28 protein-coding genes are annotated in these 24945 nt (G+C 67.7%); 13 read left to right on the forward strand and 15 right to left on the reverse strand.

The window, feature by feature from the left end:
* Nucleotides 1–108: 108 nt before the first annotated feature.
* Together IMW82_RS17215 and IMW82_RS17220 are read left to right on the forward strand one after the other, a co-directional pair.
* The gene (locus IMW82_RS17215) at nt 109–270 is read left to right on the forward strand and encodes a hypothetical protein (protein WP_244754413.1); all 162 of its coding nucleotides are present in this window, start codon (nt 109–111) and stop codon (nt 268–270) included.
* Between the two features lie 354 nt (nt 271–624).
* Complete coding sequence (locus tag IMW82_RS17220; protein WP_211005456.1) at nt 625–1743, forward strand: hypothetical protein; 1119 nt, start codon at nt 625–627, stop codon at nt 1741–1743.
* 244 nt (nt 1744–1987) lie between these two features.
* On the opposite strand, the gene dmeF is transcribed toward IMW82_RS17220, so the two are convergent.
* Nucleotides 1988–2935, reverse strand: coding sequence for a CDF family Co(II)/Ni(II) efflux transporter DmeF (gene dmeF / locus IMW82_RS17225; protein WP_211005457.1), 948 nt, complete (start codon nt 2933–2935; stop codon nt 1988–1990).
* Between the two features lie 55 nt (nt 2936–2990).
* On the opposite strand from dmeF, the gene IMW82_RS17230 reads away from it, so the two are divergent.
* From IMW82_RS17230 to IMW82_RS17240, 3 genes are all read left to right on the forward strand, one after another.
* On the forward strand, nt 2991–3260 hold the full coding sequence (locus tag IMW82_RS17230; RefSeq protein ID WP_211005458.1) for a metal/formaldehyde-sensitive transcriptional repressor: 270 nt from the start codon (nt 2991–2993) through the stop codon (nt 3258–3260).
* 358 nt (nt 3261–3618) lie between these two features.
* Nucleotides 3619–4890 (forward strand): ABC transporter permease, encoded by a 1272-nt coding sequence (locus IMW82_RS17235; RefSeq protein ID WP_345777145.1) that lies wholly within the window; start codon nt 3619–3621, stop codon nt 4888–4890.
* Nucleotides 4891–4921: 31 nt separating this feature from the next.
* Nucleotides 4922–6151, forward strand: coding sequence for an FtsX-like permease family protein (locus IMW82_RS17240; protein ID WP_211005460.1), 1230 nt, complete (start codon nt 4922–4924; stop codon nt 6149–6151).
* A gap of 102 nt (nt 6152–6253) precedes the next feature.
* Here the strand turns inward: IMW82_RS17240 and IMW82_RS17245 are convergent, their stop codons facing one another.
* Complete coding sequence (locus IMW82_RS17245; RefSeq protein WP_211005461.1) at nt 6254–7162, reverse strand: LysR family transcriptional regulator; 909 nt, start codon at nt 7160–7162, stop codon at nt 6254–6256.
* Nucleotides 7163–7288: 126 nt separating this feature from the next.
* On the opposite strand from IMW82_RS17245, the gene IMW82_RS17250 reads away from it, so the two are divergent.
* From IMW82_RS17250 to tsaB, 6 genes are all read left to right on the forward strand, one after another.
* Nucleotides 7289–7921, forward strand: coding sequence for an NAD(P)-binding domain-containing protein (locus tag IMW82_RS17250; RefSeq protein WP_211005462.1), 633 nt, complete (start codon nt 7289–7291; stop codon nt 7919–7921).
* 42 nt (nt 7922–7963) lie between these two features.
* Nucleotides 7964–8353 carry a DoxX family protein gene (locus IMW82_RS17255; protein WP_211005463.1) on the forward strand — a complete coding sequence of 130 codons (390 nt, stop codon included), beginning with the start codon at nt 7964–7966 and terminating at the stop codon, nt 8351–8353.
* A 63-nt stretch (nt 8354–8416) separates the two neighbouring features.
* Nucleotides 8417–9241: a class III extradiol ring-cleavage dioxygenase gene (locus tag IMW82_RS17260; RefSeq protein WP_211005464.1), complete on the forward strand. Its 825-nt coding sequence runs from the start codon at nt 8417–8419 to the stop codon at nt 9239–9241.
* Nucleotides 9238–9918, forward strand: coding sequence for an alpha/beta fold hydrolase (locus tag IMW82_RS17265; RefSeq protein WP_211005465.1), 681 nt, complete (start codon nt 9238–9240; stop codon nt 9916–9918). Before IMW82_RS17260 ends, IMW82_RS17265 begins: the two co-directional genes overlap by 4 nt.
* Nucleotides 9919–10093: 175 nt before the next feature.
* The gene (gene creD, locus IMW82_RS17270) at nt 10094–11443 is read left to right on the forward strand and encodes a cell envelope integrity protein CreD (protein ID WP_211005466.1); all 1350 of its coding nucleotides are present in this window, start codon (nt 10094–10096) and stop codon (nt 11441–11443) included.
* Nucleotides 11440–12132, forward strand: a complete 693-nt coding sequence (gene tsaB / locus IMW82_RS17275; RefSeq protein ID WP_211005467.1) for a tRNA (adenosine(37)-N6)-threonylcarbamoyltransferase complex dimerization subunit type 1 TsaB — start codon at nt 11440–11442, stop codon at nt 12130–12132. The genes creD and tsaB overlap by 4 nt, the downstream gene beginning before the upstream one ends.
* A gap of 106 nt (nt 12133–12238) precedes the next feature.
* Here tsaB and IMW82_RS17280 read toward each other — a convergent pair whose 3' ends face one another.
* Nucleotides 12239–13279 carry a YeiH family protein gene (locus IMW82_RS17280; RefSeq protein ID WP_211005468.1) on the reverse strand — a complete coding sequence of 347 codons (1041 nt, stop codon included), beginning with the start codon at nt 13277–13279 and terminating at the stop codon, nt 12239–12241.
* 100 nt (nt 13280–13379) lie between these two features.
* Here IMW82_RS17280 and IMW82_RS17285 point away from each other — a divergent pair, with 100 nt between their 5' ends.
* A complete protein-coding gene (locus tag IMW82_RS17285; protein ID WP_211005469.1) occupies nt 13380–14276 on the forward strand; it encodes a LysR family transcriptional regulator in 897 nt (298 codons plus the stop codon).
* 48 nt (nt 14277–14324) lie between these two features.
* On the opposite strand, the gene ptsP is transcribed toward IMW82_RS17285, so the two are convergent.
* The 12 genes from ptsP to IMW82_RS17345 form a co-directional block, all read right to left on the reverse strand.
* Nucleotides 14325–16070: a phosphoenolpyruvate--protein phosphotransferase gene (gene ptsP, locus IMW82_RS17290; RefSeq protein ID WP_211005470.1), complete on the reverse strand. Its 1746-nt coding sequence runs from the start codon at nt 16068–16070 to the stop codon at nt 14325–14327.
* Between the two features lie 132 nt (nt 16071–16202).
* A complete protein-coding gene (locus IMW82_RS17295; protein ID WP_211005471.1) occupies nt 16203–16472 on the reverse strand; it encodes an HPr family phosphocarrier protein in 270 nt (89 codons plus the stop codon).
* Nucleotides 16465–16857: a PTS fructose IIA subunit family protein gene (locus IMW82_RS17300; protein ID WP_108472793.1), complete on the reverse strand. Its 393-nt coding sequence runs from the start codon at nt 16855–16857 to the stop codon at nt 16465–16467. Before IMW82_RS17300 ends, IMW82_RS17295 begins: the two co-directional genes overlap by 8 nt.
* A 43-nt stretch (nt 16858–16900) precedes the next feature.
* Nucleotides 16901–17806: an RNase adapter RapZ gene (gene rapZ / locus IMW82_RS17305; protein WP_211005472.1), complete on the reverse strand. Its 906-nt coding sequence runs from the start codon at nt 17804–17806 to the stop codon at nt 16901–16903.
* A gap of 4 nt (nt 17807–17810) precedes the next feature.
* Nucleotides 17811–18776, reverse strand: coding sequence for an HPr(Ser) kinase/phosphatase (hprK, locus tag IMW82_RS17310; RefSeq protein WP_108472795.1), 966 nt, complete (start codon nt 18774–18776; stop codon nt 17811–17813).
* 148 nt (nt 18777–18924) lie between these two features.
* Entirely contained in the window at nt 18925–19248 is a 324-nt protein-coding gene (raiA, locus tag IMW82_RS17315; protein WP_108472796.1) for a ribosome-associated translation inhibitor RaiA, read from the reverse strand.
* Nucleotides 19249–19398: 150 nt separating this feature from the next.
* Complete coding sequence (locus IMW82_RS17320) at nt 19399–20856, reverse strand: RNA polymerase factor sigma-54 (protein WP_211005513.1); 1458 nt, start codon at nt 20854–20856, stop codon at nt 19399–19401.
* 97 nt (nt 20857–20953) lie between these two features.
* On the reverse strand, nt 20954–21673 hold the full coding sequence (gene lptB, locus IMW82_RS17325) for an LPS export ABC transporter ATP-binding protein (protein ID WP_108472798.1): 720 nt from the start codon (nt 21671–21673) through the stop codon (nt 20954–20956).
* Between the two features lie 3 nt (nt 21674–21676).
* Nucleotides 21677–22237, reverse strand: a complete 561-nt coding sequence (gene lptA / locus IMW82_RS17330; protein WP_211005473.1) for a lipopolysaccharide transport periplasmic protein LptA — start codon at nt 22235–22237, stop codon at nt 21677–21679.
* Nucleotides 22200–22796, reverse strand: a complete 597-nt coding sequence (gene lptC, locus IMW82_RS17335; protein WP_211005474.1) for an LPS export ABC transporter periplasmic protein LptC — start codon at nt 22794–22796, stop codon at nt 22200–22202. The genes lptA and lptC overlap by 38 nt, the downstream gene beginning before the upstream one ends.
* The gene (locus IMW82_RS17340; RefSeq protein ID WP_211005475.1) at nt 22793–23341 is read right to left on the reverse strand and encodes an HAD-IIIA family hydrolase; all 549 of its coding nucleotides are present in this window, start codon (nt 23339–23341) and stop codon (nt 22793–22795) included. The genes lptC and IMW82_RS17340 overlap by 4 nt, the downstream gene beginning before the upstream one ends.
* Nucleotides 23342–23407: 66 nt before the next feature.
* Nucleotides 23408–24418, reverse strand: a complete 1011-nt coding sequence (locus IMW82_RS17345; protein ID WP_211005476.1) for a KpsF/GutQ family sugar-phosphate isomerase — start codon at nt 24416–24418, stop codon at nt 23408–23410.
* Nucleotides 24419–24625: 207 nt separating this feature from the next.
* On the opposite strand from IMW82_RS17345, the gene IMW82_RS17350 reads away from it, so the two are divergent.
* A complete protein-coding gene (locus IMW82_RS17350; RefSeq protein ID WP_108472803.1) occupies nt 24626–24865 on the forward strand; it encodes a BolA/IbaG family iron-sulfur metabolism protein in 240 nt (79 codons plus the stop codon).
* Nucleotides 24866–24945: the final 80 nt, after the last annotated feature.

The raw sequence follows: 24945 nt of genomic DNA on the forward strand, positions 1-24945 counted from the left end.
CCCTTCACCACTAACCGTTCGCCCTGAGCGTGGCGCAGTGAAGTCGAAACGCTGTGGTCGCCGTTCGCGGCCGACACCGACTACTTCGGGACCGGTCCGCAAGCATGCATGATCAACTTCCGCGTCGACGACCTCGACGCGCTGCTGGCGCAACTGCACGATGCCGGCGTCGCGGTGGACGAGCGCATCGAGCAAATCGAGTTCGGCCGCCTCGGCTGGATCACGGACCCCGAAGACACGCGCGTCGAGCCGTGGCAATCGCCCCGGTAACCATTCGTTTCCTGTCGCAGCGGAGCCATGCCATGAGCCTTACAGCGGCGCCCATGTTCTCGACGTCCTCGAACACCGTATCCGCGATCCCGCCGAACACGGCTGGATAACCCGCGAATTCCATGGCCGCGAGCTCGGCACCGATACCTGCCTGCTCACCTGCACCCTGGAGCAGGGCGAACGCGTGAGCCGCCGCAGCACGATCTGGCGGCGTCGGGCGGATGATTGGGTGATCCTGTTTCACCAGGGAACGCTGGTGGCCGTATCCTGAGCTGGCAACCCGTACCTGTCCGCGAACGCGAAGCCAGTCTTCGGTCGCCCACGTTTCCTGTCCAAGCGAAGGAGTTGCTGTCGATGATCTGCAAGCCTCACGTTGCATGGCTGTTCCTGACGGTCCTCGCCCTGGGTCCGGGGATGGCGTCCGCGCACGATGCCGGCCCCGAGAACAAGACGACCTCCACCGCCACGGTGGACACCGGCGTGCTGGACGGTGCGCCGTACCGGGTGGACATCCCTGCGCACTGGAATGGCGAACTGGTCATGCAGTTGCACGGCTTCGAGCCGATCGGCACGCCGCGCCCCACGCCCAAGCCGCTGGGCGACGAGGCGTCACCGTTTCTCGCGGCCGGCTACGCGCTGGCGCAGAGCAGCTATGCCACGCAGGGCTGGGCGGTGGATGACGCGCTGCGCGACAACGAACGCCTGCGTGCATGGTTCGTACAGAGGCACGGCCAGCCCCGGCATACCTACGTCGTGGGTTTCTCGATGGGCGGCTATGTCGTGCTGACCAGCCTGGAGCATCACGGCCAGCACTACGACGGCGGGCTATCGCTGTGTGGTGCCAACATGCCCGGCACGCGCGTGTTCGACGACGTGCTGACCTCCGTCGTCGCGTTCGACTACTTCTTTCCCCACGCGACCGGATTGCCGCCGGGTGGCCTCGCCGATCCTGCCGCACCCGCGCTGGGCCAGGTGGAGGTGATGCACGCGGTGGATGCTGCGCTGAAGACCAACGAACACGCCGCGCAGCTCCTGGCCGCGCACCTGCACGTATCGCGCGCACGCCTGGCCGGTGCCATCGGCGTGCATTACCTGGTGCTGCACCAGATGCAGCAACGCGCCAAGGGCATGCCGGTCGATAATCGCACGACGGTGTATGCCGGCTTCGGTGACGATGCGGCATTCAATCGCGGCGTGCACCGCTACGCCGGCGACCCGCAGGCCATGCGCTACCTGGCAACGGCCACCTCGCTCAGCGGCAGGATCCACAAGCCACTGGTGCTGCAGTACAACCATGATGACTTTCTCATCCCCGTGCGCTACCAGTCGGTGTATCCGGCCATGGTGCAGTCCGCGCACGGCCGCGCGCCGACCGTGCTGCCGTCGGTCGGCGAAGGCCATTGCGGATTTGCGCCGGAGCAGATCATGCAGGCATTCCAGGCCCTGACCCGTGAGGTCAATGGCGGACATTGACCCACTGGATGAAGACGACCCCGCACGAGTGGGCGGAGTCGGCAGGTTGGAAACGGGTGGTCCGCCACGGGTTGCGGCCGGGGCGGGAACGCTGGCCCTGCAGCGCCCCGGCCACACGCTGTGGTCACCGTTCGCGGCCGACACCGGCTGCTCCGGCCCTGGTCCGCAATCGTGCATGGTCAACTTCCGCGTTGATGACCTCGCGGTGGCTTGCTCCTACCTCCGGGCCCCGTTCTTGCGGGGCTCAAGCCATCACGATCTCGACCGTCACGTGCACCAGCTCTTCGTGGATGGCCAGTTGCTGGCGGACTTCCTCGGCGCTGATGGCGGTCGTGGCCACCAGCCCGAGGATGCAGGCGTAGCTGTCGCGGCCGACGCGCCAGACATGCAGGTCGCTGACCGCCGCTGCCGCAAAATGCTCTTTCACCACGTCGCGGATTTCCTCGACCACCGGCTGGTCCATCTCGGCGTCCAACAGTATCTTGCCGGACTCGCGCAACAGGCCGATGGCCCAGCGCGCCACCAGGATCGAACCCACGATGCCCATCACCGGATCGAGCCAGGCGGCGCCGTAAAGCTTGCCGCCGACCAGCGCGACGATGGCAAGCACCGAGGTGGCCGCGTCCGCGATGACGTGCAGATAGGCCGCGCGCAGATTCACGTCGTGGTGATGGTGGTGGCCGCCATGCGCGTGGTGGTCATGCCCATGGTCGAGTCCATGCGCGTGCCCGTGATGGTGTTCTCCCTTCAGCAGCCATGCGCACAGCAGGTTGACGCCCAGGCCGAGCACCGCGATCAGGATCGCATCGTCGTAATGGATCGCGGCGGGCACGAACAGCCGTTCCAGCGATTGCACCATCATCAGTGCGGCGACCACCGCCAGCAGCAGGGCGCTGCTGTAGCCGCCGAGTATCTCGATCTTCCACGTGCCGAAGGCGAACCGGCCATCCTTCGCGTAGCGCCGGGCCAGCACGTAGGCCATCACGGACAGCCCCATCGCCAGCGCGTGCGAACTCATGTGCCAGCCGTCGGCCAGCAGGGCCATCGAGTTCAGCCAGTAACCGCCGGTGATCTCCACCACCATCATCGCCGCCGTGATGAATACCACGTGCCGGGTGTTGCGCTCCGCCTTCGCGTCGACGTGGTTGAACTGGTGGCTGTGGGTGAATGCGGAGACGTCGGGGGCGGGCATGGTGCGTTCTCTGACTATATACTCCCCCATAGTATACGAGCGGAGGACGATCGCCATGTCCCACATCCAGGAAGACCGCAAGAAACTGGTCGCCCGGGTCCGCCGCATCGGCGGCCAGGTGGCTTCGCTCGAACGCGCCATCGCCGGCGACGGGGAGTGCGGTGCGGTACTGCAGCAGCTGGCCGCCGTGCGCGGCGCAGTGAACGGGCTGATCCTGCAGGTGATGGAGGGACACCTGCGCTCCCATGTGGCCGGTAGCGGAAACGCCAAGCAGCAGGACGAATTGTTGCCGGTGCTGGTGGTGCTGCGCAGCTACCTCAAGTAGCGAAGAACGGGCTCCTGGGGGAGTTTTGACGCCATCCTGGAAAAGTTCACACAGTCTCCTGTCTTGAGTGATCGTGTTCCATCGGGTGACGCTGTGGGGGAGTCGCGAGGCTGCACCTGACTAGCCGTTCGATGTCTGCTTCGGCTCCGGAGTTGACGAAGGGTCATCGGCAGCGCGTTCCAGTGGGGTTGGATCGAGCGATTGAGGTCGCCAATAACGACGTAACGATCTTGTCCATCCGGTATTCTGCAGATCGACAAGCCGGGCATCCGCCAACAGCCGGATGGCGTCACAGGGGAACGTTATGTGGGGGTATTACGTTGCGTTGGCGGTGCGAAGCAGTGCGCGAAGCAAGGCTTTGACGGCACTGGTGGTCGTGCTGCTGGCTTTTGGCGTGTCGGCCTGCATGGTGTCCTACGCCGTGTTCCGGGCGACCACGAGCGACCCCATTCCCGCCAAATCTTCCCGGCTTTTCGTGCCTCAGATCGACAATGTGGGCCCGTCCTACAACTGGGGAGGCGATCCGCGTGTGGGACTCAGCTACATCGATGCGATGGCGTTGTGGAAGGCACATGAAGCGAAGCGCCAGACGATCCTCTTTGCCTCGACCTGGCAGATGAACCCGGCTGATCGCTCCACGCAGGCCATGTCGCTGGACGGCGACGCGGTGACCGCCGATTTCTTCCCGATGTTCGATGTGCCTTTTCGCTATGGCAGCGGCTGGACGGCGGATGACGATGCGCGGGACGCCACCGTTGCCGTGATCAGCCAGGACCTGAACGAAACGCTGTTTGGCGGACAGAACAGTGTGGGGCAAGAGATGCGGCTGGATGGCCAGCTCTTCCGCATCACGGGTGTGCTGCAGGACTGGAACCCGCGGCCGCGGTTCTTTGACATCGGCAGTCACGGAACCGTCTACAACTTCGATGACGCAGGGGATATCTATATCCCGTTCACTCGCGCCACCGAGATGAAGAAGGACAGCAAGTTCGTGTTCTGTCCGACGGCATCATGGCGATCGGACACCGCGCACTGGGACGCCTACCTGCGCAGCGAATGCGACCGGATCGACGCCTGGGTGCAGCTCGATACCCCTGCCGAGGTCGCCCACTACCGCGAGTTCCTGCACAACTACGCCGCCGAGCAGCAACGCCTCGGGCGCTTCGCGTGGGCGCCCAACGTCCGCCTGCACAACCTGACGGACTGGCTGGCGGACCAGTTGGGCACGCCCAGGGTATCGAGCCTGTCGATACTGGTTTCCGGCAGCTTCCTGCTGATCGTGCTGGTCAACGTGGTCGGGCTGATGCTGGCCAGGTTCATGCGGAGGGCGCCGGAAATTGGCGTGCGTCGTGCCCTCGGCGCTTCGCGGGCCGCCATCTACCGGCAGTTCCTGACCGAGGCGGTGACGGTGGGACTGTTCGGCGGCCTGCTCGGCGCGGCACTGACCCTGCTGGGCGTATGGGGCGCCGGAGGCCTTTTCGAGCCGAACATTGCTCGCCTCGTACATGCGGATAGCTCACTGGTAGCGCTGACCGTACTGCTCGCCATGGCTGCCACGGTGATTTCGGCGCTGTACCCGACCTGGCGCGCGGCGCAAACCCAGCCCGCCTGGCAAATCAAGATCAATTGAGGTTCACGTCATGGCACCAGCGAGGACATTCATGCAGCTAGGTCCCATCGTTGCCGCATTGGGTCGACACAAGGTTGCCACCCTGCTTATCGTCCTGCAGGTGGCGCTTACGCTGGCGGTGGTGTCCAACGCCATGTTTATTGTGGCATCGCGCATCGTCCACCTGTCCCGCCCGACCAGCACGGACGAAGCCCACCTCTTCGTTATCCGCAACGGCTGGACGATGGGCCAGAATGCGACCCAGCTCGATGCGAATATTCGTGCCGACCTGGATGCCTTGCGTCATGTGGCAGGCGTGCGTGACGCGTTTTCCAGCCAGGGGTTTCCGCTGGCGGGATACAACGTCAATATCGTCACGCATCTCAAGCTCGACCCGGAGCAGACGACCGACGCGCAGTTGGTCACGTTCTTTGCTTCGGACGAGCACACCATCGACACGCTGGGAATATCGCTGGTTGCCGGGCGCAACTTCCGTCCCGATGAAATCGCCGACACCGGTCCCAACGACAAGATGGATCCGGCCGGCATCGTCGTCACCCGCAGTCTTGCCGACAAGCTGTTTCCCGATGGTTCCGCCCTGGGCAAGACGGTCTACCTGCCGGATGGGCCTGCCGCCATCATCGGTATCGTTGCCAGCCTGCAGGGACCGCTCAAGAATTCGAGAACCATGGATGGATTTACGGTGCTGGTCCCGATGCACTTTGTCGATCCCGCGGGCGTCATCTACATGGTGCGCACTGAATCCACGGACATGAAGCCGGTGATCGCGGCTTCGCTGAAGGCACTCCAGGCGCGCGGCGGCATCCGCATCATCGCCCCGAAAGGAGGCGTCGTGACCATGGCTGAGGTACGTGAGCGTGCGTATGCGGACGACCACAGCGTGGCGATGCTGATGAGCATCGTCTGCGGATTGCTGCTGTTGGCCACAGTGGGCGGCATTGTCGGGCTGAGCAGTTTCTGGGTCAGCCAGCGACGCAGGCAGATCGGTATCCGCCGTTCGCTCGGCGCGACGGCGGGTGACATCCTGCGCTACTTCCATGCCGAGAATTTCCTGATCGTCAGTGGCGGCGTCGTACTTGGAGCGTTGCTTGCGTTCCTGGCGAATCTCGGCCTGATGAATGTCTATGAATTGCCACGCATGCCGCTGTACCTGCCACTGCTTGGTGCGCTGCTGTTGTGGCTGCTCGGTCAGGTAGCCGTATGGGGACCGGCGCGATATGCGGCCAGGGTGCCGCCCGTGGTGGCGATTCGCTCGGAGTGAACAACCGCCGATGCGGATGGTCGGCTGCATCGAGCCGGTCGGCCACCAACAGACACTCGCCCGGTGGCATCCAGCCTCAACCTGCCTCGCAGTCGCCATCACTCAGTGCGGCACATTCCACTCTGGCACCGCCAACGCCTCCACCAGAAAATCCACCAGCCGCCGCGTCTTGATCGGCAGATGCTTGCGCGACGGGTATACCGCATGGATGCCGAGCGTCATCGCGCGGTAGGTCGGCAGCAGTTCGACCAGGTCGCCGCGGCGCAGGTCGTCGGCGACCAGGAAGTCCGGTTGCAGGATGATCCCCTGGTGCTCCAGCGCCGCCGCGCGGCAGGTGTCGCCGTTGTTGGCGTGGATGCGGGCATGGGTGCGCACGACGACCAGGCTGTCGTCAGGGGCGGTGAAGGTCCACTCGTCCCCGGCGGCGAAGTAGCTGTAGGAAATGACCTCGTGCTGCGCCAGTTCGCCCGGGTGCGCGGGCGTGCCTTGCTGCGCCAGGTAGGCCGGTGACGCGCACGCCACCATGCGGGTCGTCGCCAGCTGTCGGCTGACCAGTTGCGAGTTGGGCAGGTTGGTGATGCGCACGGCCAGGTCGTAACCCTCTTCGACCAGGTCGACGACGCGGTCGCTCAGTTCGATGTCCAGCGACACTTTCGGGTACAGCTGTGCGAAGCGTCCCCACAACGGGGCCAGGTGCAGCACGCCGAAAGTAAGCGGCGCATTGATGCGCAGCCGTCCGCCGGGTTCGCCGCTGCGCGAGCTGATTTCCGATTCCGCCTCGTCGACCGCGGCCAGCATCTCCTTCGCGCGGGCGAAGAACAGCTGGCCGTCGTCGGTCAGCGACAGCCGCCGCGTGGTCCGGTGCAGCAGGCGCGTACCCAGGCGTTGTTCGAGCTCGGCGACGTGGCGCGACACCGCCGCCTTGGACAGGCCGCTCGCGTCCGCGGCGCCGACGAAGCTGCCGGCCTCGACCACGGCGACAAAGCTGGCCATTTCCTGGAATTTGTCCATGGCGCCCTCCTTTTGTTCCTAAATAAGAGACAGTTGGTCAACTAAAAAGGAGTTTATCTGCATTTCATTGGTCAATAGAGTACTCCTCATGCCCCGGATACCCCGGGCAACGGACGGAGACTACTGATGAACATCACCCTGATCGGCACCGGCAACATGGGCTCGGCGCTCGCCACGCAACTCACCCGCGCCGGCCACGCCGTGCGCATCACCGCACGCGACCTGGCCAAGGCGCAGGCGCTGGCTGCCGCCAACCCCGGCGCGGTGGCCGCTGCTCCCGCCGAGGCGCTGGCCGGTTCGGACGTCGTGATCGTCGCCACCGGTTATGCCGACGCAGTGCCGGCGCTGCGCTCGCTGGGTTCGCTGGCGGGCAAGGTGGTCATCGACATCACCAATCCGCTGACCGCCGACTACATGGGCCTGACGCTTGGTTACGACACCTCGGCCGCCGAGGAGATCGCCAAGGCCTTGCCCGAAGCCGAGGTGGTCAAGGCGTTCAACACGCTGTTCGCCCAGGTGCTGGCCGACGGCCCGCAGTTTGCCGATGGCCAGGTGGCCCCGGCGTTCTTCGCCGGCGACAGCGAACGGGCGAAGCAGACCGCGAAGGCGCTGATCGAAAGCCTCGGCTTCACGGCGGTCGACGCCGGCCCGCTGAAGAACGCGCGCTATCTCGAACCGCTGGCCGCGCTGAACATCTATCTCGGCTACGGCGCCGGCCTCGGCACCTCGATTGCGCCGACCTGGATCCACAAGGCCTGACGCATCCCGCGTGCAACCACTCATCACTTCCAAGGAATCCGCATGAACGCTTCACTGACATTGTTCGGCCGGGTCGGCCTCTCGCTCATCTTCATCATTTCCGGCTGGGGCAAGATCGCCGCTTACGCCGGCACCCAGCAGTACATGGCATCCGCCGGTTTGCCGGGCAGCCTGCTACCGCTGGTGATCGCGCTGGAACTCGGCGGTGGCCTGGCCATCCTCACCGGGGCGTTCACCCGCTGGATCGCGCTGGCGCTGGCGGTGTTCTCGCTCGCCACCGCCGCGCTGTTTCATGCCCACCTCGGCGACGCGGCGCAGGCGATCAACTTCTGGAAGAACGTGGCGATGGCCGGCGGCTTCCTGATGCTCGCCGCCAACGGCGCCGGCACGCTCAGCCTCGACCATCTGTGGAACAAGCGTCGCACCGCCTGACTTCCAACATGCCGTTCAACGCAGCGGGCGCAGCAGCGCCCGCTGCCCTTTTCAGGAATCGCCATGACCGCTCCCTCGATTTTCATCTCCCACGGCTCGCCGATGTTCGCGCTGGAACCGGGCGTGCTCGGCCCGAACCTGCGCGCCATCGGCCAGTCGCTGCGCGGCATCGCCGCGGTGCTGGTGGTATCGCCGCACTGGCAGACGCGGGGCGTGCGCGTCGGCAGCAGCGCCGCGCCGGAGACGATCCACGACTTCGGCGGCTTCCCGTCGCCGCTGTATCAGTTGCAGTATCTCGCGCCGGGCGCGCCGGAGCTGGCGCAGGACGTTGCGCACCTGCTCGCGCAGGCGGGCTTCGAAGTAACGCTCGACGAACGCCGCGGCCTCGACCACGGCGCGTGGGTGCCGTTGCGCTACCTGTTCCCGGACGCCGATGTGCCGGTGTTCCAGGTGTCGCTGCCGCAGAGCATCGATGCCGCCGGTGCGTTGCGACTGGGCCAGACCCTGGCGCCGCTGCGTGAGCGCGGCGTGCTGGTGGTCGGTTCGGGCAGCCTCACCCACAACCTGTACGAATTCCGCCAGGCCATCCGCAACCCGGAGTACGCGCAGGAGTTCGTCGACTGGGTTCGCGCTGCGGTGGCCGCGCGCGACGTCGAGGCGCTGGCCGATTACCGCCGCCGTGCACCGCATGCCGAGCGCGCGCATCCGACCGAGGAACATTACCTGCCACTGCTGGTGGCTATGGGCGCAAGCGCCGGCACCGACGCGGCGCGCGTGGTCGAAGGCGGCATGACCTACGGCGTGCTGTCGATGGATTCGTTCGCGTTCGGCTTGCCGGACGCGGCCCATGTTTCACTGGATCACACCATGCAGGAGCAGGTCGCATGAAAACCTTGTCATCGTTGTTCGTCGACCCGGCCTTCGCGCTGGCGTTCCGTACGCTGCAACCGCCGCCGGAAAAGCCGACGTTGCTGCTGGTGCTGCTGCACGGCGTGGGCGGCAACGAGGGCAACCTCGCCGCGCTCGGCGCCGAAGCAGGCAGCGACACGCTGGTGGTGCTGCCGCGCGGCCCGATCGCACTGGGGCCGCAGGCGTTCGGCTGGTTCCGCGTCGCCTTCAGCGGCAACGGTCCGCAGATCGTGGCGAGCGAAGCCGACGCCAGCCGCCGCATGCTGATCGACTTCATCGGACAACTGCAGCGGGCGCACGGCATCGACGCGGCGCATACCGTCGTCGCCGGCTTCAGCCAGGGTGGCATCCTCAGCGCCAGCGTGGCGTTGACCGCGCCCGAACGCGTCGCCGCGTTCGCCGTGCTGGCCGGCCGCATCCTGCCGGAACTCGAACCGCAGCTGGCCGACGCGCAGCGTCTGTCCACGCTGCGCGGCTACATCGCGCATGGCATGTACGACGACAAGCTCCCGCCGAGCTGGGCGCAGCGGGCGGATGACTGGCTCACTCGCCTCGGCGTCGCGCACGAGACGAAGCTCTATCCGACCGGGCACGAACTGGGTACGGCGATGCGCGCCGATTTCCTCGCCTGGCTGGCCCGGCACGACCGGCGCTGAAACCGTCCCGATGCGGGCGTGGCAGAAACGCCCGCCATCCCGCGTCGTCGGCCGCATGTGCGGCAGGCGGACAGATCATGGTCGCCCGACTGCCCGCGTTTCGCCCGCGTCTGCCCGCTGCCGCGCCGCTGGCGCTGTTGTGATCGACACTCCGGATCAAGGGAGTGTTGGGGCTATGGGCAAGTGGACACAGACGGTGATGGCGAAGGTGCTGGGCATCGGCGTGCTGGCGCTGCTGATGACGATACCGTTGCTGCAGGTGAACGGACTGGTCAGTGAGCGCCAGCAGTTGCGCGAGACGGCGGTTGTGCAGATCGCACAAGGGTGGGGCGGCCGGCAAGTGCTGGGCGGCCCGGTGCTGGTGGTGCCGACCGTGCGCCCGATGCCAGCGGAAGGCATGACGACAGTGCCGTGGCAGGCCGGCAGCGAGAGCGTGCTGGCGGATGCGCTGCGGCTCGATGTGGCGATGGATGTGCAGATGCGTGGCTACGGCATCTATACCGCGCCGGTATTCGTCGCCACAGTGAAGCTCGATGCGCAGTTCCGTGCGCAGGACCTGGCCCAATATCGCCAGGGCAGCAGTGCCCGGTGGCAGGGCGGCAAGGCCGAGCTGCGGCTGCCGGTCGGCGACTTGCGCGGCCTGCAGGAGGTCACCGGGCTGCGCGTCAACGGCCAGCCGGCGCGCTTCGAATCATCGGCCGAGCGGCTCGGCCTGTGGCCGACCGTGGTGGTGCCGATCGACCTGGATGCGCTGGGCGGGCAACCGATCGACGTGCAGATCGGCCTGAAGCTGGCCGGTACCGAGGCGCTGCAGCTGTTGCCGCTGGCGCGCAGCACCGAGGTGACCATGCGCGCGCCGTGGCGCGACCCCAGCTTTGTCGGTGCGGCGCTGCCGCTGGAACACGCCATCGACACCCGCGGCTTCAACGCGCGCTGGCACCTGCTCGATCTCAACCGCAGCTATGGCCAGCACTGGGTCGACAGCGATGCCGCGATGATCCCGGCGCTGGAGGCCTCCACCTTCGGCGTGCAGCTGTACCAGCCGGTCGACGTGTACCAGCGCAACGTGCGGGCGGGAAAGTACGGGCTGCTGTTCATCGCGATGACCTTCGTGGCGTTCTTCCTGTTCGAGGTACTCAAGCGGCTGCGCGTGCATCCGGTGCAGTACCTGCTGGTCGGCGCGGCGCTGGCCACGTTCTACGTGGTGCTGCTGGCGTTGTCCGAGCAGATCGGCTTCGGCCCGGCGTATGCGCTGGCGGCGATCGCGGTCGTCGTGCTGGTGGGCGGCTACGCGATGGCGGTGCTGCGCGCGCGACGCGCCGGCCTGTTGCTGGGCGGTGTGCTGGGGCTGATCTACGCGGTGTTGTACGGGCTGATCGCGGCCGAGCAGTACGCGCTGCTGATCGGCGCGCTGGTGCTGCTGGCGATGGTCGGCCTGATGATGTACCTGACCCGCCGCATCGACTGGTATGCCTACGTACCCACGTCGACCGAGCCGCCAGCCGCTATCATGGACAAACCATGAACCTGCTCGCGATCGAAACCGCCACCGAAGCCTGCTCCGTCGCCCTGATCCACGGCGACGAACTGATCGCGCGCAGCGAGATCGCCCCGCGCCGGCACACCGAACTGGTGCTGCCGATGGCTGATGAACTGCTGGCCGAAGCCGGCATCGGCCGCCACGCGCTGGACGCGATCGCGGTAGGCCGCGGCCCCGGTGCGTTCACCGGCGTGCGCCTGGGCGTGTCGCTGGCGCAGGGCATGGCGCTGGCGCTGGACTTGCCGGTGATCACCGTCTCCTCGCTGGCTGCACTGGCGCTGGAAGCGCCGGAGGAAGAAGGCACCGCGATCCTCGCCGTGATCGACGCGCGCATGGGCGAGATCTACGCCGCCTGCTATCGCCGCGACGACCATGGCGGCCTGCTCGCGCTGGACGACGAGCGCATCTGCACGGCAGAGACCCTGGTGTTGCCCGAAGCCGGCGCCTGGCAGATCGTCGGTAGCGGCTGGGCCACCTACGCCGCCGTGTTGTCGCAACGCCTCACCGGCGTCCTGCATTCCGCCGATGGCTTGCGCTATCCGCAGGCCGCACACGTTGCCGAGCTGGCGTTGCGCGAGTTCAAGGCCGGCCACGCGCAGGCGCCGGAACTGGCGCTGCCGGTGTACCTGCGCGACAAGGTGGCGTTGACGCTGGTGGAGCAGGGCAAGGCCTGAAGGCGGTAGTGCAGAGACCAGGATGATGCCTTCCCCTGCCTGCAGGGGAAGGTGCCGAAGGCGGATGGGGTGCTTTTGCTGGCGCTGCTTCCCCCGATTCCAGCACTTACAGCCGCCCGATCACCAGCTGCACCAGCAAACTGCTCACCGCCACCGCGATCCACACGCCCAGCCCCAGCAGGATCGGTCGCGCGCCGCTGGAAACCATCTTGCGCAGGTTCGCCGACAGGCCGATCGCGGTGAGCGCGACGATGATCAGGAATTCGGCCAGCAGATGAATTGGCGGCTGGACGGCCAGCGGGACCAGGCCGGCGGTGCGCACCGCCGAGGCGACCAGGAACCACAGGATGAACCACGGGAAGATGCTGGCGAGGCTGAACTGGCCGACGCTGCCGGCTTCGGCGTGCTTGCGCTTCTCGCGCGCGGCGACCGCGAAGGCCAGCACCAGGCACACCGGGATGATCAGCGTGGCGCGGGTCAGCTTGACGATGGTGGCGTAGTCGCCGGCGGCGTGGCTGTAGCTGTAGCCGGCGGCGACCACCGAGGAGGTGTCGTTGATCGCGGTGCCGGCCCACAGGCCGAAGCCGAGGTCGCTCATGTGCATCAGGTGGCCGAGCAGCGGGAACAACAGCACGGCGATCACGTTGAAAAGGAAGATGGTGGAGATCGCGAAGGCGGTGTCGTGGTCGTCCGGACGGATGATCGGGGTGACCGCGGCGATCGCCGAGCCGCCGCAGATCGCGGTGCCGACGCCGATCAGGATCTTCAGCTTGTCGTGCACGCCGAGCCAGCGGCCGAGCAGCCAGGCGGCGAGGAAGGCCACGCTCATCGTCACCAGGGTCACCGACAGCGATTCGAGGCCGGTCTTCGCCACCTGGTCCAGGCTGAGCCCGAAGCCCAGCGCGATGATCGACCACTGCAGCACCTTCTTGCCGGTGAACGCGATGCCGGGGGTGTAGCGCTCGCCCGGCGACAGCAGGTTGCGCACCAGGATGCCCAGCACGATGCCGATCACCGGGCCGCCGATCAGCGGCAGCCAGCGCCCCAGCAGCAGCGCCAGCAGGCCGATCGCCACCGCCAGCAGCAGGCCGGGCGCGCGTTGCCGCAGCAGGTTGGGGAAGGTGGCGGGGATGGATGATGCGTTCATGCCTGAGCTCCAGTGATGGCGTCATTGTCCGCTTGCTCATCAATCAGGAAAATTTTGAAAATATGATCGGATGTATCAGGCAAGCTGATAGGATTGGCTGATGATCAACATCAGCCCGCGCCAGCTGGACGTGTTCGTGCAGATCGCGCTGCACGGCAGCGTGCGTGCCGCCGCCGAACGCCTGCACCTGACCCAGCCGGCGGCCAGCATGGCGCTGGCGGAGATGGAGCGGCAGCTGGATGCGCCGCTGTTCGACCGCGAACGCGGTCGCCTGCGCCTGAACGCGCGCGGGCGCGAACTGCTGCCGCTGGCGCAGGAACTGCTGGAGCGGCACGCCGAGTTCGGCCGCCGCGGGCGCGAGGATGGTGCGGCGCTGGGTGGCGAACTGCGCATCGGCGCCAGCAACACGGTAGGCAACTACCTGGTCGGCGAGCTGCTCGGTGGGTTCGTGCGCGCGCATCCGCAGGTGGCGATCCGCCTGCGCGTGGCGAACACCGAGACGATCGCCGCGGCGATGCTCGAACACAGCCTGGACATCGGCTGCGTCGAAGGCCCGGTGGCGCACCCGCTGCTGGAAGTACGGCCGTGGCGCGACGACCGGCTGGTGGTGTGCGCGCCGCCCGAGCATCCGCTGGCGCGCAAGCGCGGCCTGAAGCCGGCGGATTTCGCCGGCGCGCGCTGGGTGCTGCGCGAACCCGGATCGGCCACCCGCGCCACCAGCGAGCGCGTGCTGGCGCAACTGCCGCCCGGCGAAACCGTGCTGGAACTGGACCAGATCGAGGCGATCAAGCAGGCCGTGGTGGCCGGCCTGGGCATTGCCTGCCTGCCCGCGGTGGCGGTTACCGATGCACTGGCGACCGGGCGGCTGAAGGCATTGAAGACGCCGTTCCTGGACCTGCGCCGCAAGCTGTCGCTGCTGCTGCACCGGCAGAAGTATCGCGGCGCGCTGCTGGATGCATTCATCGAGGGGATCGAGCTCGATCGCCCGAATCGCTGACCATGCCCCGGGCATGTCGAACAGGGATGAGCCGCCGGAAGTGGGTGCTCAGTCCGGGGTGCTTGCGCCCACGATCTCGTTCAACATCGCCTCGGCCTGCTCGTGGGTATGCGCACGCAGCAGTTGGGGGAGGTGGCGGCGCAGGTTGGCCTGGTCGAGCGTGGCAAGGCGGTCGCGCACCTGCAGGATCTGCGCCGGGTGCATGCTGAACTCGTGGAGGCCGAGCAGCAGCAGCAGCGCGGTGAAGTTCACGTCGCCGGCGATCTCGCCGCACAGGCTGACCGGCTTCTTCGCGCGGCGGCCGGCGCCGAGCACGTGCGAGATCAGCCGCAGCAGCGCCGGCTGCAGCGGGTTGTAGATGTTCTCCAGCGCGTCGTTGCCGCGGTCGGCGGCCAGCACATACTGGGCGAGGTCGTTGGTGCCGATGGCCAGGAAGTCGGCGTGTTCCAGCAGGGCGCGCACGTTGATCGCCGCTGCCGGCACCTCGATCATCGCGCCCAGCGGCAGTTTCTCCGGCAGGTCGATGTTCTCGCGCTTCAGGTCCTGCCGCGCCAGCTTGAACAGCGTGCGCACCGCGATCAGTTCGTCGGGCTGGGTCACCATCGGCACCAGCACACGCACCGGGCCGTAGCAGGCGGCGCGCAGGATCGCGCGAATCTGCGTGGTGAACACCGCCGGGTAGCGCAGCGACAGGCGCACGCCGCGCACGCCGAGCGCGGGGTTGTCCTCGCCGCGCAGGGCGAGCCCGGCGGCGTCGGCCTTGTCGGCGCCAAGGTCCAGCGTGCGGATGGTCACCGGCAGGCCGCCCATGCCCATCACCAGGTCGCGGTAGGCGATGAACTGTTCGTCTTCCGACGGCAGCCCCTTGTGCTTGAGGAACAGGAACTCGGTGCGGTACAGGCCCACGCCGTCGGCGCCGCGGGCGCGCGCCATCGCCACGTCGGCCGGCGTCTCGGCGTTCGCCAGCAGGGCGATCTCGACGCCGTCGCGGGTGCGCGTGGGCGCGTTCGCCAGCTTGGCCAGCCGGCGCCCCTCGATCGCCGCCTCGCGCTGCCAGGCACGGTAGCGCGACAGGTCCTGCGCGGCCGGATGCACGATCGCCTCGCCGTGCTCGGCGTCGAGCAGGATCAGGTCGTCGTCGTGGATGTTGGACAGCGCGTCGCGGGTGCCCACCAGCATCGGCAGGCCGAGGCTGCGCGCCAGGATCGCGCTGTGCGAGTACGCGCTGCCGGAACTGGCGACCACGCCGAGCAGGCCGTTGCCGGCCAGCTGCGCCATGTCGGCCGGTGCGATGGAGTCGGCGATCAGGATCTCACCCACGCGCGCGGCCAGCTTGCGCTCCTCCGGGCTGGTCTGCCGCTGCAGCGCGGAGATTACCCGGTTGATCACCTGCTCGACGTCTTCCTTGCGGCTGCGCAGGTAAGGGTCGTCCATCGCCTCGAACACGGCGGACAGCCGGTCGCGCTGTTTCTTCAGCGCGGCGCCGGGGCGGTAGTGGCCGATCCGCACCAGGTCGTCCAGCCCGCGCAGCAGCTCGGCGTCGTCCAGCAGCAGGCTGTGCGCGTCGATGAACTCGTTGACCTCGCGCGCCAGCGCGCCGTGCAGCTTGCCGCGCAACTCGCGCAGTTCCTGCCGCGCGGTGTCCAGTGCCTGGTGCAGCTTCGCCAGTTCGCCTTCGATCTCTTCCTCGGCCAGCGGCCGGGTATCGACCGCGTAGCGGCTGGGCTGCACCAGCCGCGCACGGCCAAGCGCCATGCCGTGCGCGGCGATGGTGCCGGCGAGCAGGTGCCTCACGCCTGGCTCCCGCGGGGGCCAAGCGCGGGAATCGGAAATAGGGCATGGGGAATGGGCAAGGCGGACAGCACGGCGCTTGTGCGCGCTCCGCTTCTCCCGACTCCCGATGCCCGATTTCCGATTCCCTGCATCTCAAGCTCCCTCGTCGAACTTGCGCTCGAACAGCTCGACCACCGCGGCCAGTGCGGCTTCCTCGTCGGAGCCGTCGGCGCGGACGGTCAGCGGGCTGCCGAGGCCGGCGGCCAGCATCATCACGCCCATGATGCTTTGTGCATTCACTTCGCGGCCCTTGCTGACCAGGTGCACGGTGGATTTGAAACCCTGCACCAGTTGTACCAGCTTGGCCGAGGCGCGGGCGTGCAGGCCCAGCCGGTTGGTGATGACGATCTCCTTTTCAAGCATGGTCGATGAAGATCCCCCCGCGGCCACCGCTGGCCGCGATCTCGGCCAGCTCGTCCAGTGGTTTTTCCGCATAGTTGAGTACGCGCAGCAGCATCGGCAGGTTGAGGCCGGAGACGCAGCGAAGATGCACGCCGAGCGCGCCAAGTGACAGGCCGATGTTGCACGGCGTGGCGCCGTACAGGTCGGCCAGCACCAGGACGCCGGCACCGGTGTCGAGTTCGCGCGCGTGGCGCGCGGTGAGCTGGCGCATCACGTCCGGATCCGACTCGGGCGGGATTTCCACTGCTGCCACCTGCAACGGCAGCCGCGGCATCACGTGGTGCGCGGCGGAGATCAGCGCGTGGCCGACCGCCTCGTGGGTCATCAGCAGCACGCCGACGCTCATGCCCGGCGGCCCGTGTGGATCGTAGTCGTGGACGACATGGCCATCACTCGAGCTCGCGGTGGAAGGTGAGCACGCCTTCGCGATGGCCGCGATAGTGGGCGGCGAGCTTCTCGACCAGGTAGACCGAGCGGTGGCGGCCGCCGGTGCAGCCGATCGAGATGGTCACGTAGCTGCGGTCGTCCTGCTCGAAGCGCGGCAGCCAGGCGTCCAGCCAGCGCGCGGTGTCGGCGAAGTATTCGCCGACCAGCGGTTCCGCATCGAGGAATTCGCGCACCGCTGCGTCCTTGCCCGACAACGGGCGCAGGCGCGGGTGCCAGTGCGGGTTCGGCAGGCAGCGCGCATCGAACACGAAGTCTGCGTCCAGTGGCAGCCCGCGCTTGAACGCGAACGACTGGAACATCAGGGTCAGCCCCTCGGTGGCCTGCGCGTAGCCGGTGGCGACCAGCCGGCGCAGCTGGTGCACGTTGAGTTCGCTGGAGTCGATCACCTTTTCGGCGATCGCCATCAGCGGGCGCAGCAGCCGGCGCTCCTCGACGATCGCGTCGGCCAGCGACACGCCGCGGGTGGCCAGCGGATGGCGGCGGCGGGTTTCCGAATAGCGCTTGATCAGCACGTCGTCGCGGCAGTCCAGGAAGATCAGGTGCACCTGCACGCCGGCGCCGGCCAGCTCCGACAGCACGGTCGGCATGTGCGCGAAGTCGGTGCCGCGGTTGCGCACGTCCACGCCCACCGCGATGCGCCGCGGCCGGCCGCGGCGGTCGCCGCTGGTGGCGGCGTTGACCAGTTGCGGCAGCAGCACCGACGGCAGGTTGTCGACGCAGTAGAACTCCAGGTCCTCCAGCGCGCGCAGCGCCACCGTCTTGCCGCCGCCGGACATGCCGGTCAGCACGATCAGGTGGATCTCGTGCGGGTCGACCAGCGTGCTGGGTGGGTAGGTGTCGTCGCTCATGCTTTCACCATGGAGGCAGTCGGCGCAGCTGATGCGCCTGGCGGTCGATGAAGGTCTGCGCCGGGTCGATGCCCTTGCTCTTCAGGGCGTGGCTGCGCACGGCGGCCTCGACCAACACCGACAGGTTGCGGCCGGAGGCCACCGGGATGGTGATCATCGGCACCTGCACGTCGAACACCTCGCGGTGGCCGATGTCACCGGTGAGCCGGGTCAGCGTGTCGCCGCTGTCGCCGAGATTGACCTCGCCGTCGCGCAGCGGCTTGAGGTGCACCACCAGGCGCAGGTACTTGGACGGCTTGACCGACATGTGACCGAACATCTCGCGCACGTTGAGCACGCCCAGTCCGCGCACTTCCAGCAGGTCCTGCAGCAGCTCGGGACAGGTGCCGTCGATCACGTCCGGCGCGATCAGGGTGAATTCGGTGGCATCGTCGGCGACCAGCCGGTGGCCGCGGCTGATCAGTTCCAGCGCCAGCTCGCTCTTGCCGGAGCCGGCCTCGCCGGTGATCAGCACGCCGATCGAGAACACCTCCAGGAACACGCCGTGCAGGGTGATCTTCGCCGCCAGCATGCGCGCCAGGTGGTACTGCAGGTAAGTCAGCAGCTCGTGGCCGCGCTTGGGGCTGATCCACAGCGGCGTGCTGGTTTCCTCGGCGACCTCGCGCAGGTCGGCCGGCACGGTCTGGTCCTTGGTCACGATCAGCGCCACCGGCTGGTAGGCGGCGATCTTGTGCATCACTTCCCAGCGCTGGCGCGAGTCCAGTCCGTCGAGGTAGTTCAGCTCTTCCGAGCCGATGATCTGGATCTTGTTCGGGTAGATGACGTTGAGGTAGCCGATCAGCGACGGCCGCCGCGCCTGCGCCACGCCCGGCTCGAGCGCGCGCGATTCCCCGCGCATGCCGGACACCCAGCGCAGGGCCATGCGTTCGTGGACGCCATCGTAGAGTTGTCGTGCGCTGATCCGGTCCAAGCCTTGGGTCCTTTGCGCCGCATGCCGGAGCCCGGCGGGCTTTTGCGACGGCATCGCCATTGTGCCAGCTTGGGCGGGCAGGCGTGTTCAGGAAAAGGAACGGCCCGCGCGTGGCGGGCCGTGTCGGGTCGTGGTGGAGTCGGCCGGTTCAGCCGTACTGGCGCTCGTCGCGCGCCTCGCGCTGGTGCTTGTCGGCGACCTTTTCGCGGTACTTGCGCAACTGGGCGACCAGTTTGTCGAACAGCACGTCGATCGAGGCATACATGTCGGCCTCGGTGGCCTCGGCATGCAGGGTGGCGCCGACCACGTTCAAGGTGCCGTCGGCGCGCTGCTGCAGCTTGTCGACCGACAGCACGATGGCGAGGCTCTTCAATTTGTCGTCGAGGCGGGTGAGGCGGTCGAGCTTGGCGGTGGCGTGGTCGCGCAGGGCCGGGGTGACTTCGATCTGCTGGCCGCTGAGTTGGAATTGCATGGTGCGCCTCCTCTGGTGGTACCGTGCCGCGTTTCGCGGCGGGGTGGACGCGCCGGGCCGGGGTGGCCACGGCGCATCGTCAATCATCCTGTAGCAGGTATGGGAGCGATTTTTCGTTAACCAAGTTCCCCTGGATAGCTCCTGCGACGATCAGCCCGCGCGCTGGCGCTCGCTGGAGGTGGGGATGCGCAATCCCTCGCGGTATTTGGCCACGGTGCGACGGGCGACCTGGATGCCCTTGCGCTGCAGTTCCTCGGCGATGGCCAGGTCGGACAACGGCTTGCGCACGTCCTCGGCCTCGATCAGCTTGCGCAGCATGGCCTGGATCGCGGTGGCCGAGGCGCTGCCGCCGTCCTCGGTGGATACCCCGCTGGAAAAGAAGTACTTCAGCTCGAACGTGCCGCGCGGGGTGTGCAGGTATTTGCGGGTGGTGACGCGCGAAATGGTGGATTCGTGCATGCCCACTTCCTCGGCCACCTCGCGCAGCACCAGCGGGTGCATCGCCTCGGGGCCATAGTCGAGGAACGCGCTCTGCCGCCGCACGATCGCCTCGGCGACCTTGAGCAGGGTCTCGGCGCGCGATTCCAGGCTCTTGATCAGCCAGCGTGCCTCCTGCAGCTGGCCGCGCATCCAGCTGGCGTCCTCGCCGCGGGCCTGGGCGATCAGGCCGCAGTAGTGCTGGTTGAGGCCCAGCCGCGGCTGGGCGTCCGGGTTCAGGCTGACCCGCCAGCGACTGCCGTCGCGCAGCGCATAGACGTCCGGCGCCACGTATTCCACCGGGGTGGCGTCCAGCGCCGCGCCGGGGCGCGGGTCGAGGCTGCGGATCAGCACCGCGGCCGCGGTCACATCCTCCGCGTCGGCGCGCAGCCGCCGCGCCAGCCGCACGATGTCGTTGCGTGCGAGCAGGTCGAGTTCGTCGTCGACGATGCGCAGCGCCAGCTCGCGCTGCGGCGTGTCCGCGGGGAATTGTTCCAGTTGCACGCGCAGGCAGTCGCGCAGGTCCAGGCTGCCCACGCCGGCGGGGTCGAAGCCCTGCAGCCGGCGGCGCACTTCCTCGATTTCCGCGATGCTGGCGTCGAAGTTGGCAGGCAGCGCGGCGAGGATGGCCTCCAGCCCTTCGGCCAGGTAGCCGGCGGGATTCAGCGCGTCGATCAGCACGGTGGCGATCAGGTGCTGGCGCGGGTTGAACGAGGCCAGGTTGAGCTGCCACAGCAGGTGTTGCTGCAGGGTTTCCGGCGCGGCGTTTTGCGGCTCGAAATCCTCGTCGCCGCGCGATCCGCTGCCGCTGTTGCCGACGCTGCTGCTGGAAAAGTCGATCGGCGTTTCGGCTGCGCCGCCACCGTCCGACCAGTCAGTGGCCTCGCCGTCATCGTTGCTGCTGCCAGCGACCGCCTCGGCGCTGGGGTATTCGCCCTCGGCCTCGACGCCCTCGGTCGCCTCGTCGTCCTCGATCTCCTCGGCGAATTCCAGCAGCGGGTTGCTCTCGGCGATCTGCCGCAGCTCGGCTTCCAGCTCCAGCTGCGACAGCTGCAACAGGCGGATCGCCTGCTGCAGTTGCGGCGTCAGGGTCAGCTGCTGGTGGAGGCGAAACTGCAGCGCGGGTTTCATGCCAGCCGGATCGAAGGAAGTCGCGGCCATCGTAACGCGTGCCCGCAGGTGCGGCCATAGCCGCGGGCCGCGGCAATAGCGAACCGTGACAGGTATTTCAGAGCCGAAATTCGCGGCCCAGGTAGACCTCGCGCACCTTTTCGTCGGCGAGGATGTGTGCCGGGGTGCCGCGCGACAGCACCTCGCCCTCGTTCAGGATGTACGCGCGGTCGCAGATGCCCAGGGTTTCGCGCACATTGTGGTCGGTGATCAGCACGCCGATGCCGCGTTCCTTCAGGTGGCGCACGATGCGCTGGATCTCGCCCACGGAAATCGGGTCGACCCCGGCGAACGGTTCGTCCAGCAGCATGTAGCGGGGGTTGGCGGCCAGTGCGCGGGCGATCTCTACCCGGCGCCGCTCGCCGCCGGACAGGCTGATGCCCTTCTGGGCGGCGATGTGCGCGATCTTCAGCTCGTCCAGCAGGTTTTCCAGCTCGGCGTCGCGCTGCGACGCGGTCAGCCCGTCGCGCAGTTCCAGCACGGCCAGGATGTTGTCGGACACGCTGAGCCGGCGGAACACCGACGCCTCCTGCGGCAGGTAGCCGATGCCCAGCTTTGCGCGCGCATGCATCGGCAGGCCGGTGATGTCCAGCTTGTCCAGCTTGATCGTGCCGCCGTCGGCCTCGATCAGGCCGACCACCATGTAGAAGCAGGTGGTCTTGCCGGCACCGTTGGGGCCGAGCAGGCCGACCACTTCGCCTTCACGGATCGAGAAGCCGAAATCCTTGACGACCTGGCGCGACTTGAAACTCTTCTGCAGACCTTCGGCGGAGAGCATCGGTTATGGCTGTCCCTGCGGGGCCTGGCTGCTCGCGGCCGGCTGCGGCTTGGGCTTGAAGGTCATGTGGACCAGGCCGTCGCCGGCGCTCTCGCCGGTCATCTGGCTGGTCTCGGTGTTGTAGGTGAGCCGGTCGCCGTGCGCGTCGCCGCGGCCCTTCTGGGTGACCGAGGCGTTGCCGCTGAGCACCGCGATGCCCTTGAGGTTGTCGTAGTCGAGCGTGGTGGCGTCGCCCAGCATCAGGTTGCCGCTGTCGTCCAGCTGCTCGAGATGGGCCGGACTGCCGGTGATGACGACCCGGCTGATCTGGGTGTTGGCGTCGAAGTACACCTTGGCCTGCGCGCCGGTGGCCTTCAGCGTGCCCTGGGTGATCACCACGTTGCCGGTCAGCGTGCTGACGCTGTTCGGCTTCTGGAAGCCGTCGAAGTTCTTCGCGGCGACCTGCATTTCCTGCTGGCGATCGCTTTTCCTGGCCAGTGCCGGCTGGGCCGCGAACAGGCCGAGGGCTGCGACGGCGAGCGCGAACCTAGCGCTGGCGCGGCGGGAAGGTGGCATGAACGTCATCGAGCAGCTCCAGGTGTTTGTCGTTGAGGTCGGCACGCATGCCGATACCGCTGATTCTAGTGCCGCCTTGCACCATCTGCGCCGGCGCCGCGGTTTCCAGGCGGTTCTGCTTCGGCCACGCGGTGACGTCGGCGGTCTGGATGCTGGCTGCCGGCGCATCGCCGAACGCCTCCCGGTGCATCTCCACCGGGCCCTGCAGCTTGAGCTGGCTGCCATCCTTGTTGACCCAGCCGTACAGCGACTGGCCCTTCCAGTCCGGTATGCCGGCCTGGTGGGCCGGCAACTGGAAGGTGGGCGCGTTGAGGTAGAGCGAATCGTCGCCCTCGCGGCGCTCCAGGTGCGGCGACTGCAGGTGGAAGCTGGGTTGGCCCGCGGCGTTGAACTCGGTCATCCGCGCGTCGGTGAGGGTGTAGCTGGAACGCGGCGGGCCGACGAAGTCGCTGGTCTTCGGCGCCGGCCCGAACCACCACAGCAGCAACTGGGCCACGCCCGCAGCGAGCGCGATGGCGAGGGTCGCGGCGGGCAGGCGCCGGTCGCGCAGCCAGCGACGAAGCTTCACTGCCAGCGCTCCCGCTCGGCGGCGCTCTTGCCATGGGCGTGCAGGATCAGGTCGCACACCTCGCGCGCGGCGCCCATGCCGCCGCTGCGGGTGGTCTGCCAGTGCGCCGCCTCGGCGACCCAGGGGTGGGCGTTCGCCACCGCCACCGCCAGACCGGCGATGCGCATCGGCGGCAGGTCGGGCAGGTCGTCGCCGACGAAGGCGGCCTGTTCGGGCGCCAGCTGCAGTGCATCGAGCAATTCCCGCAGGCAGGCGCGCTTGTCGCCCTGGCCCTGGTAGACGTGGGCGATGTCCAGTTCCTCGGCGCGCAGCGCGACCGGATGGCTGATCCGCGCGGTAATGATCGCCACCTGCACGCCGTTCGCCTGCAACCGTTTCAGGCCGAGCCCGTCATGCACGTGGAACACCTTGGTCTCGCGGCCGTCCTCGCCGTACCACAGGCGCCCGTCGGTCAGCGTGCCGTCCACGTCGAACACCGCCAGGCGAATCTTCGCGGCGCGGGTCAGGAGATCGGCGGGGAGGTTGGCGAGGTAGTCAGTGGGCACGGGCGGGATTCTGGGAGAGCAGGATCAAGAGCGGCGTGTTTGATTGGTCTGATTCGTCGAGACGAATCAGACCACACGCGCCCGGAGCAGATCATGAATGTTCAGTGCGCCGACCACGCGCTGCTCGCCGTCGACCACCAGCAGCGCATGGATCTGGTACTTCTCCATCAGCTGCGCCGCTTCCGCCGCCAGCTTGTCGGCGCCGATCGTCTTCGGGCCGCGCGTCATCAGTTCGGCCACGGTGGCGCCGCGCAGGTCCACGCCGTCGTCGTCCAGCGCGCGGCGCAGGTCGCCGTCGGTGAAAACCCCCAGCAGGCGTTGTTCGGCGTCGACCACGGCGGTCATGCCCAGGTGCTTGCGGGTCATCTCGACCAGGGCAGTGGTGAGGCTGGCGTCGGGCGAGACCCGCGGCACCTCGTCGCCGACATGCATCACGTCGCTGATGTGCAGCAGCAGGCGCCGGCCCAGCGCGCCTGCCGGGTGCGAGCGGGCGAAGTCGTCGGAAGTGAAGCCACGCGCCTCCAGCAACGCGATCGCCAGCGCGTCGCCCAGCACCAGCGCCACCGTGGTGCTGGTGGTCGGCGCCAGGCCGAGCGGGCAGGCCTCGCTGGAGATGCTGCCGTCCAGGTGCACGTCAGCCTGGGTCGCCAGCGAGGAGGTGGGGCGGCCGGTGATCGCGATCAGCGGGATGCCCTGGCGCTTGATCACCGGCAGGATGAACAGCAGTTCGTCGGTCTCGCCGGAGTAGGAGATCGCCAGCACCACGTCCTGCGGCAGGATCATGCCGAGGTCGCCGTGGCTGGCCTCGCCCGGGTGCACGAAGAACGCCGGCGTGCCGGTGGAGGCCAGGGTAGCGGCGATCTTGCGCCCGATATGGCCGGACTTGCCCATGCCGCTGACCACCACGCGGCCCCGACAACCCAGGATCAGCCGGCAGGCCTCGACGAACTCCGCCCCGATCCGCGGCTCCAGTGCCAGCGCGGCAGCCGCTTCGGTGGCAATCACCGTGCGTGCGCTGCGGGTGATCACGTCCGGGTTCAGGTCGATCGGGGCGGAGGGGGCAATGCGTGCGTTCATGGGGGCTCGATGAAGGGGCGGAGGGTGCCAGGGTGGCCATGGCGCGCGGCCTGTCCGGGCCGGCCTGGAGCCGCTGTCATTTCTGCGCCAGCGGATTTCCATTACCATGGCATGTTCGCATTTTAACGTCATAAGCCTGCGCAATGGGTTCCGCTCGCCGTGGAAGCCGCCGCCAGCTGCCCAGACTCCTGCATGGAACCCCTCCCGATGGACCCAGCCCGCATCCAGGCGATGATCGAAAATGGCCTGCCCGGCGCCCAGGTGGAGGTGAGCGGCGCCGACGGCGTGCATTTCGAGGCCACCGTGGTTGCCAGCCAGTTCGCCGGCAAGCTGCCGCTGGCGCGGCACCGGCTGGTGTACGCCACGCTGGGCGAGCTGATGGGCGGCGCGATCCACGCGCTGGCGCTGAAGACACTGACTCCGGAGGAAGCCGGGAACAGGGCCTAGGGAATGGTCAAAAGCCGTTCCATCCCTCACCTGCCTCTGCTCTTCCGATTCCCGATTCCCGATTCCCGATTTCCGATTTT

The sequence above is a fragment of the Rhodanobacter sp. B2A1Ga4 genome, from assembly GCF_018101315.1.
In the GTDB taxonomy this organism is placed as follows: domain Bacteria; phylum Pseudomonadota; class Gammaproteobacteria; order Xanthomonadales; family Rhodanobacteraceae; genus Rhodanobacter; species Rhodanobacter thiooxydans_A.

Coding starts and splice junctions, on each gene's coding strand:
- dmeF (WP_211005457.1), bottom strand. CDS start 2,935: ATGCCCGCCCCCGACGTCTCCGCATTCACCCACAGCCACCAGTTCAAC.
- IMW82_RS17350 (WP_108472803.1), top strand. CDS start 24,626: ATGGACCCAGCCCGCATCCAGGCGATGATCGAAAATGGCCTGCCCGGC.
- IMW82_RS17230 (WP_211005458.1), top strand. CDS start 2,991: ATGTCCCACATCCAGGAAGACCGCAAGAAACTGGTCGCCCGGGTCCGC.
- IMW82_RS17260 (WP_211005464.1), top strand. CDS start 8,417: ATGACCGCTCCCTCGATTTTCATCTCCCACGGCTCGCCGATGTTCGCG.
- rapZ (WP_211005472.1), bottom strand. CDS start 17,806: ATGAGCGACGACACCTACCCACCCAGCACGCTGGTCGACCCGCACGAG.
- lptA (WP_211005473.1), bottom strand. CDS start 22,237: ATGACGTTCATGCCACCTTCCCGCCGCGCCAGCGCTAGGTTCGCGCTC.
- raiA (WP_108472796.1), bottom strand. CDS start 19,248: ATGCAATTCCAACTCAGCGGCCAGCAGATCGAAGTCACCCCGGCCCTG.
- IMW82_RS17245 (WP_211005461.1), bottom strand. CDS start 7,162: ATGGACAAATTCCAGGAAATGGCCAGCTTTGTCGCCGTGGTCGAGGCC.
- IMW82_RS17320 (WP_211005513.1), bottom strand. CDS start 20,856: ATGAAACCCGCGCTGCAGTTTCGCCTCCACCAGCAGCTGACCCTGACG.
- IMW82_RS17345 (WP_211005476.1), bottom strand. CDS start 24,418: ATGAACGCACGCATTGCCCCCTCCGCCCCGATCGACCTGAACCCGGAC.
- IMW82_RS17220 (WP_211005456.1), top strand. CDS start 625: ATGATCTGCAAGCCTCACGTTGCATGGCTGTTCCTGACGGTCCTCGCC.
- IMW82_RS17265 (WP_211005465.1), top strand. CDS start 9,238: ATGAAAACCTTGTCATCGTTGTTCGTCGACCCGGCCTTCGCGCTGGCG.
- lptB (WP_108472798.1), bottom strand. CDS start 21,673: ATGCTCTCCGCCGAAGGTCTGCAGAAGAGTTTCAAGTCGCGCCAGGTC.
- IMW82_RS17300 (WP_108472793.1), bottom strand. CDS start 16,857: ATGAGCGTCGGCGTGCTGCTGATGACCCACGAGGCGGTCGGCCACGCG.
- IMW82_RS17285 (WP_211005469.1), top strand. CDS start 13,380: ATGATCAACATCAGCCCGCGCCAGCTGGACGTGTTCGTGCAGATCGCG.
- IMW82_RS17280 (WP_211005468.1), bottom strand. CDS start 13,279: ATGAACGCATCATCCATCCCCGCCACCTTCCCCAACCTGCTGCGGCAA.
- IMW82_RS17240 (WP_211005460.1), top strand. CDS start 4,922: ATGCAGCTAGGTCCCATCGTTGCCGCATTGGGTCGACACAAGGTTGCC.
- IMW82_RS17215 (WP_244754413.1), top strand. CDS start 109: ATGATCAACTTCCGCGTCGACGACCTCGACGCGCTGCTGGCGCAACTG.
- IMW82_RS17255 (WP_211005463.1), top strand. CDS start 7,964: ATGAACGCTTCACTGACATTGTTCGGCCGGGTCGGCCTCTCGCTCATC.
- IMW82_RS17295 (WP_211005471.1), bottom strand. CDS start 16,472: ATGCTTGAAAAGGAGATCGTCATCACCAACCGGCTGGGCCTGCACGCC.
- tsaB (WP_211005467.1), top strand. CDS start 11,440: ATGAACCTGCTCGCGATCGAAACCGCCACCGAAGCCTGCTCCGTCGCC.
- IMW82_RS17250 (WP_211005462.1), top strand. CDS start 7,289: ATGAACATCACCCTGATCGGCACCGGCAACATGGGCTCGGCGCTCGCC.
- creD (WP_211005466.1), top strand. CDS start 10,094: ATGGGCAAGTGGACACAGACGGTGATGGCGAAGGTGCTGGGCATCGGC.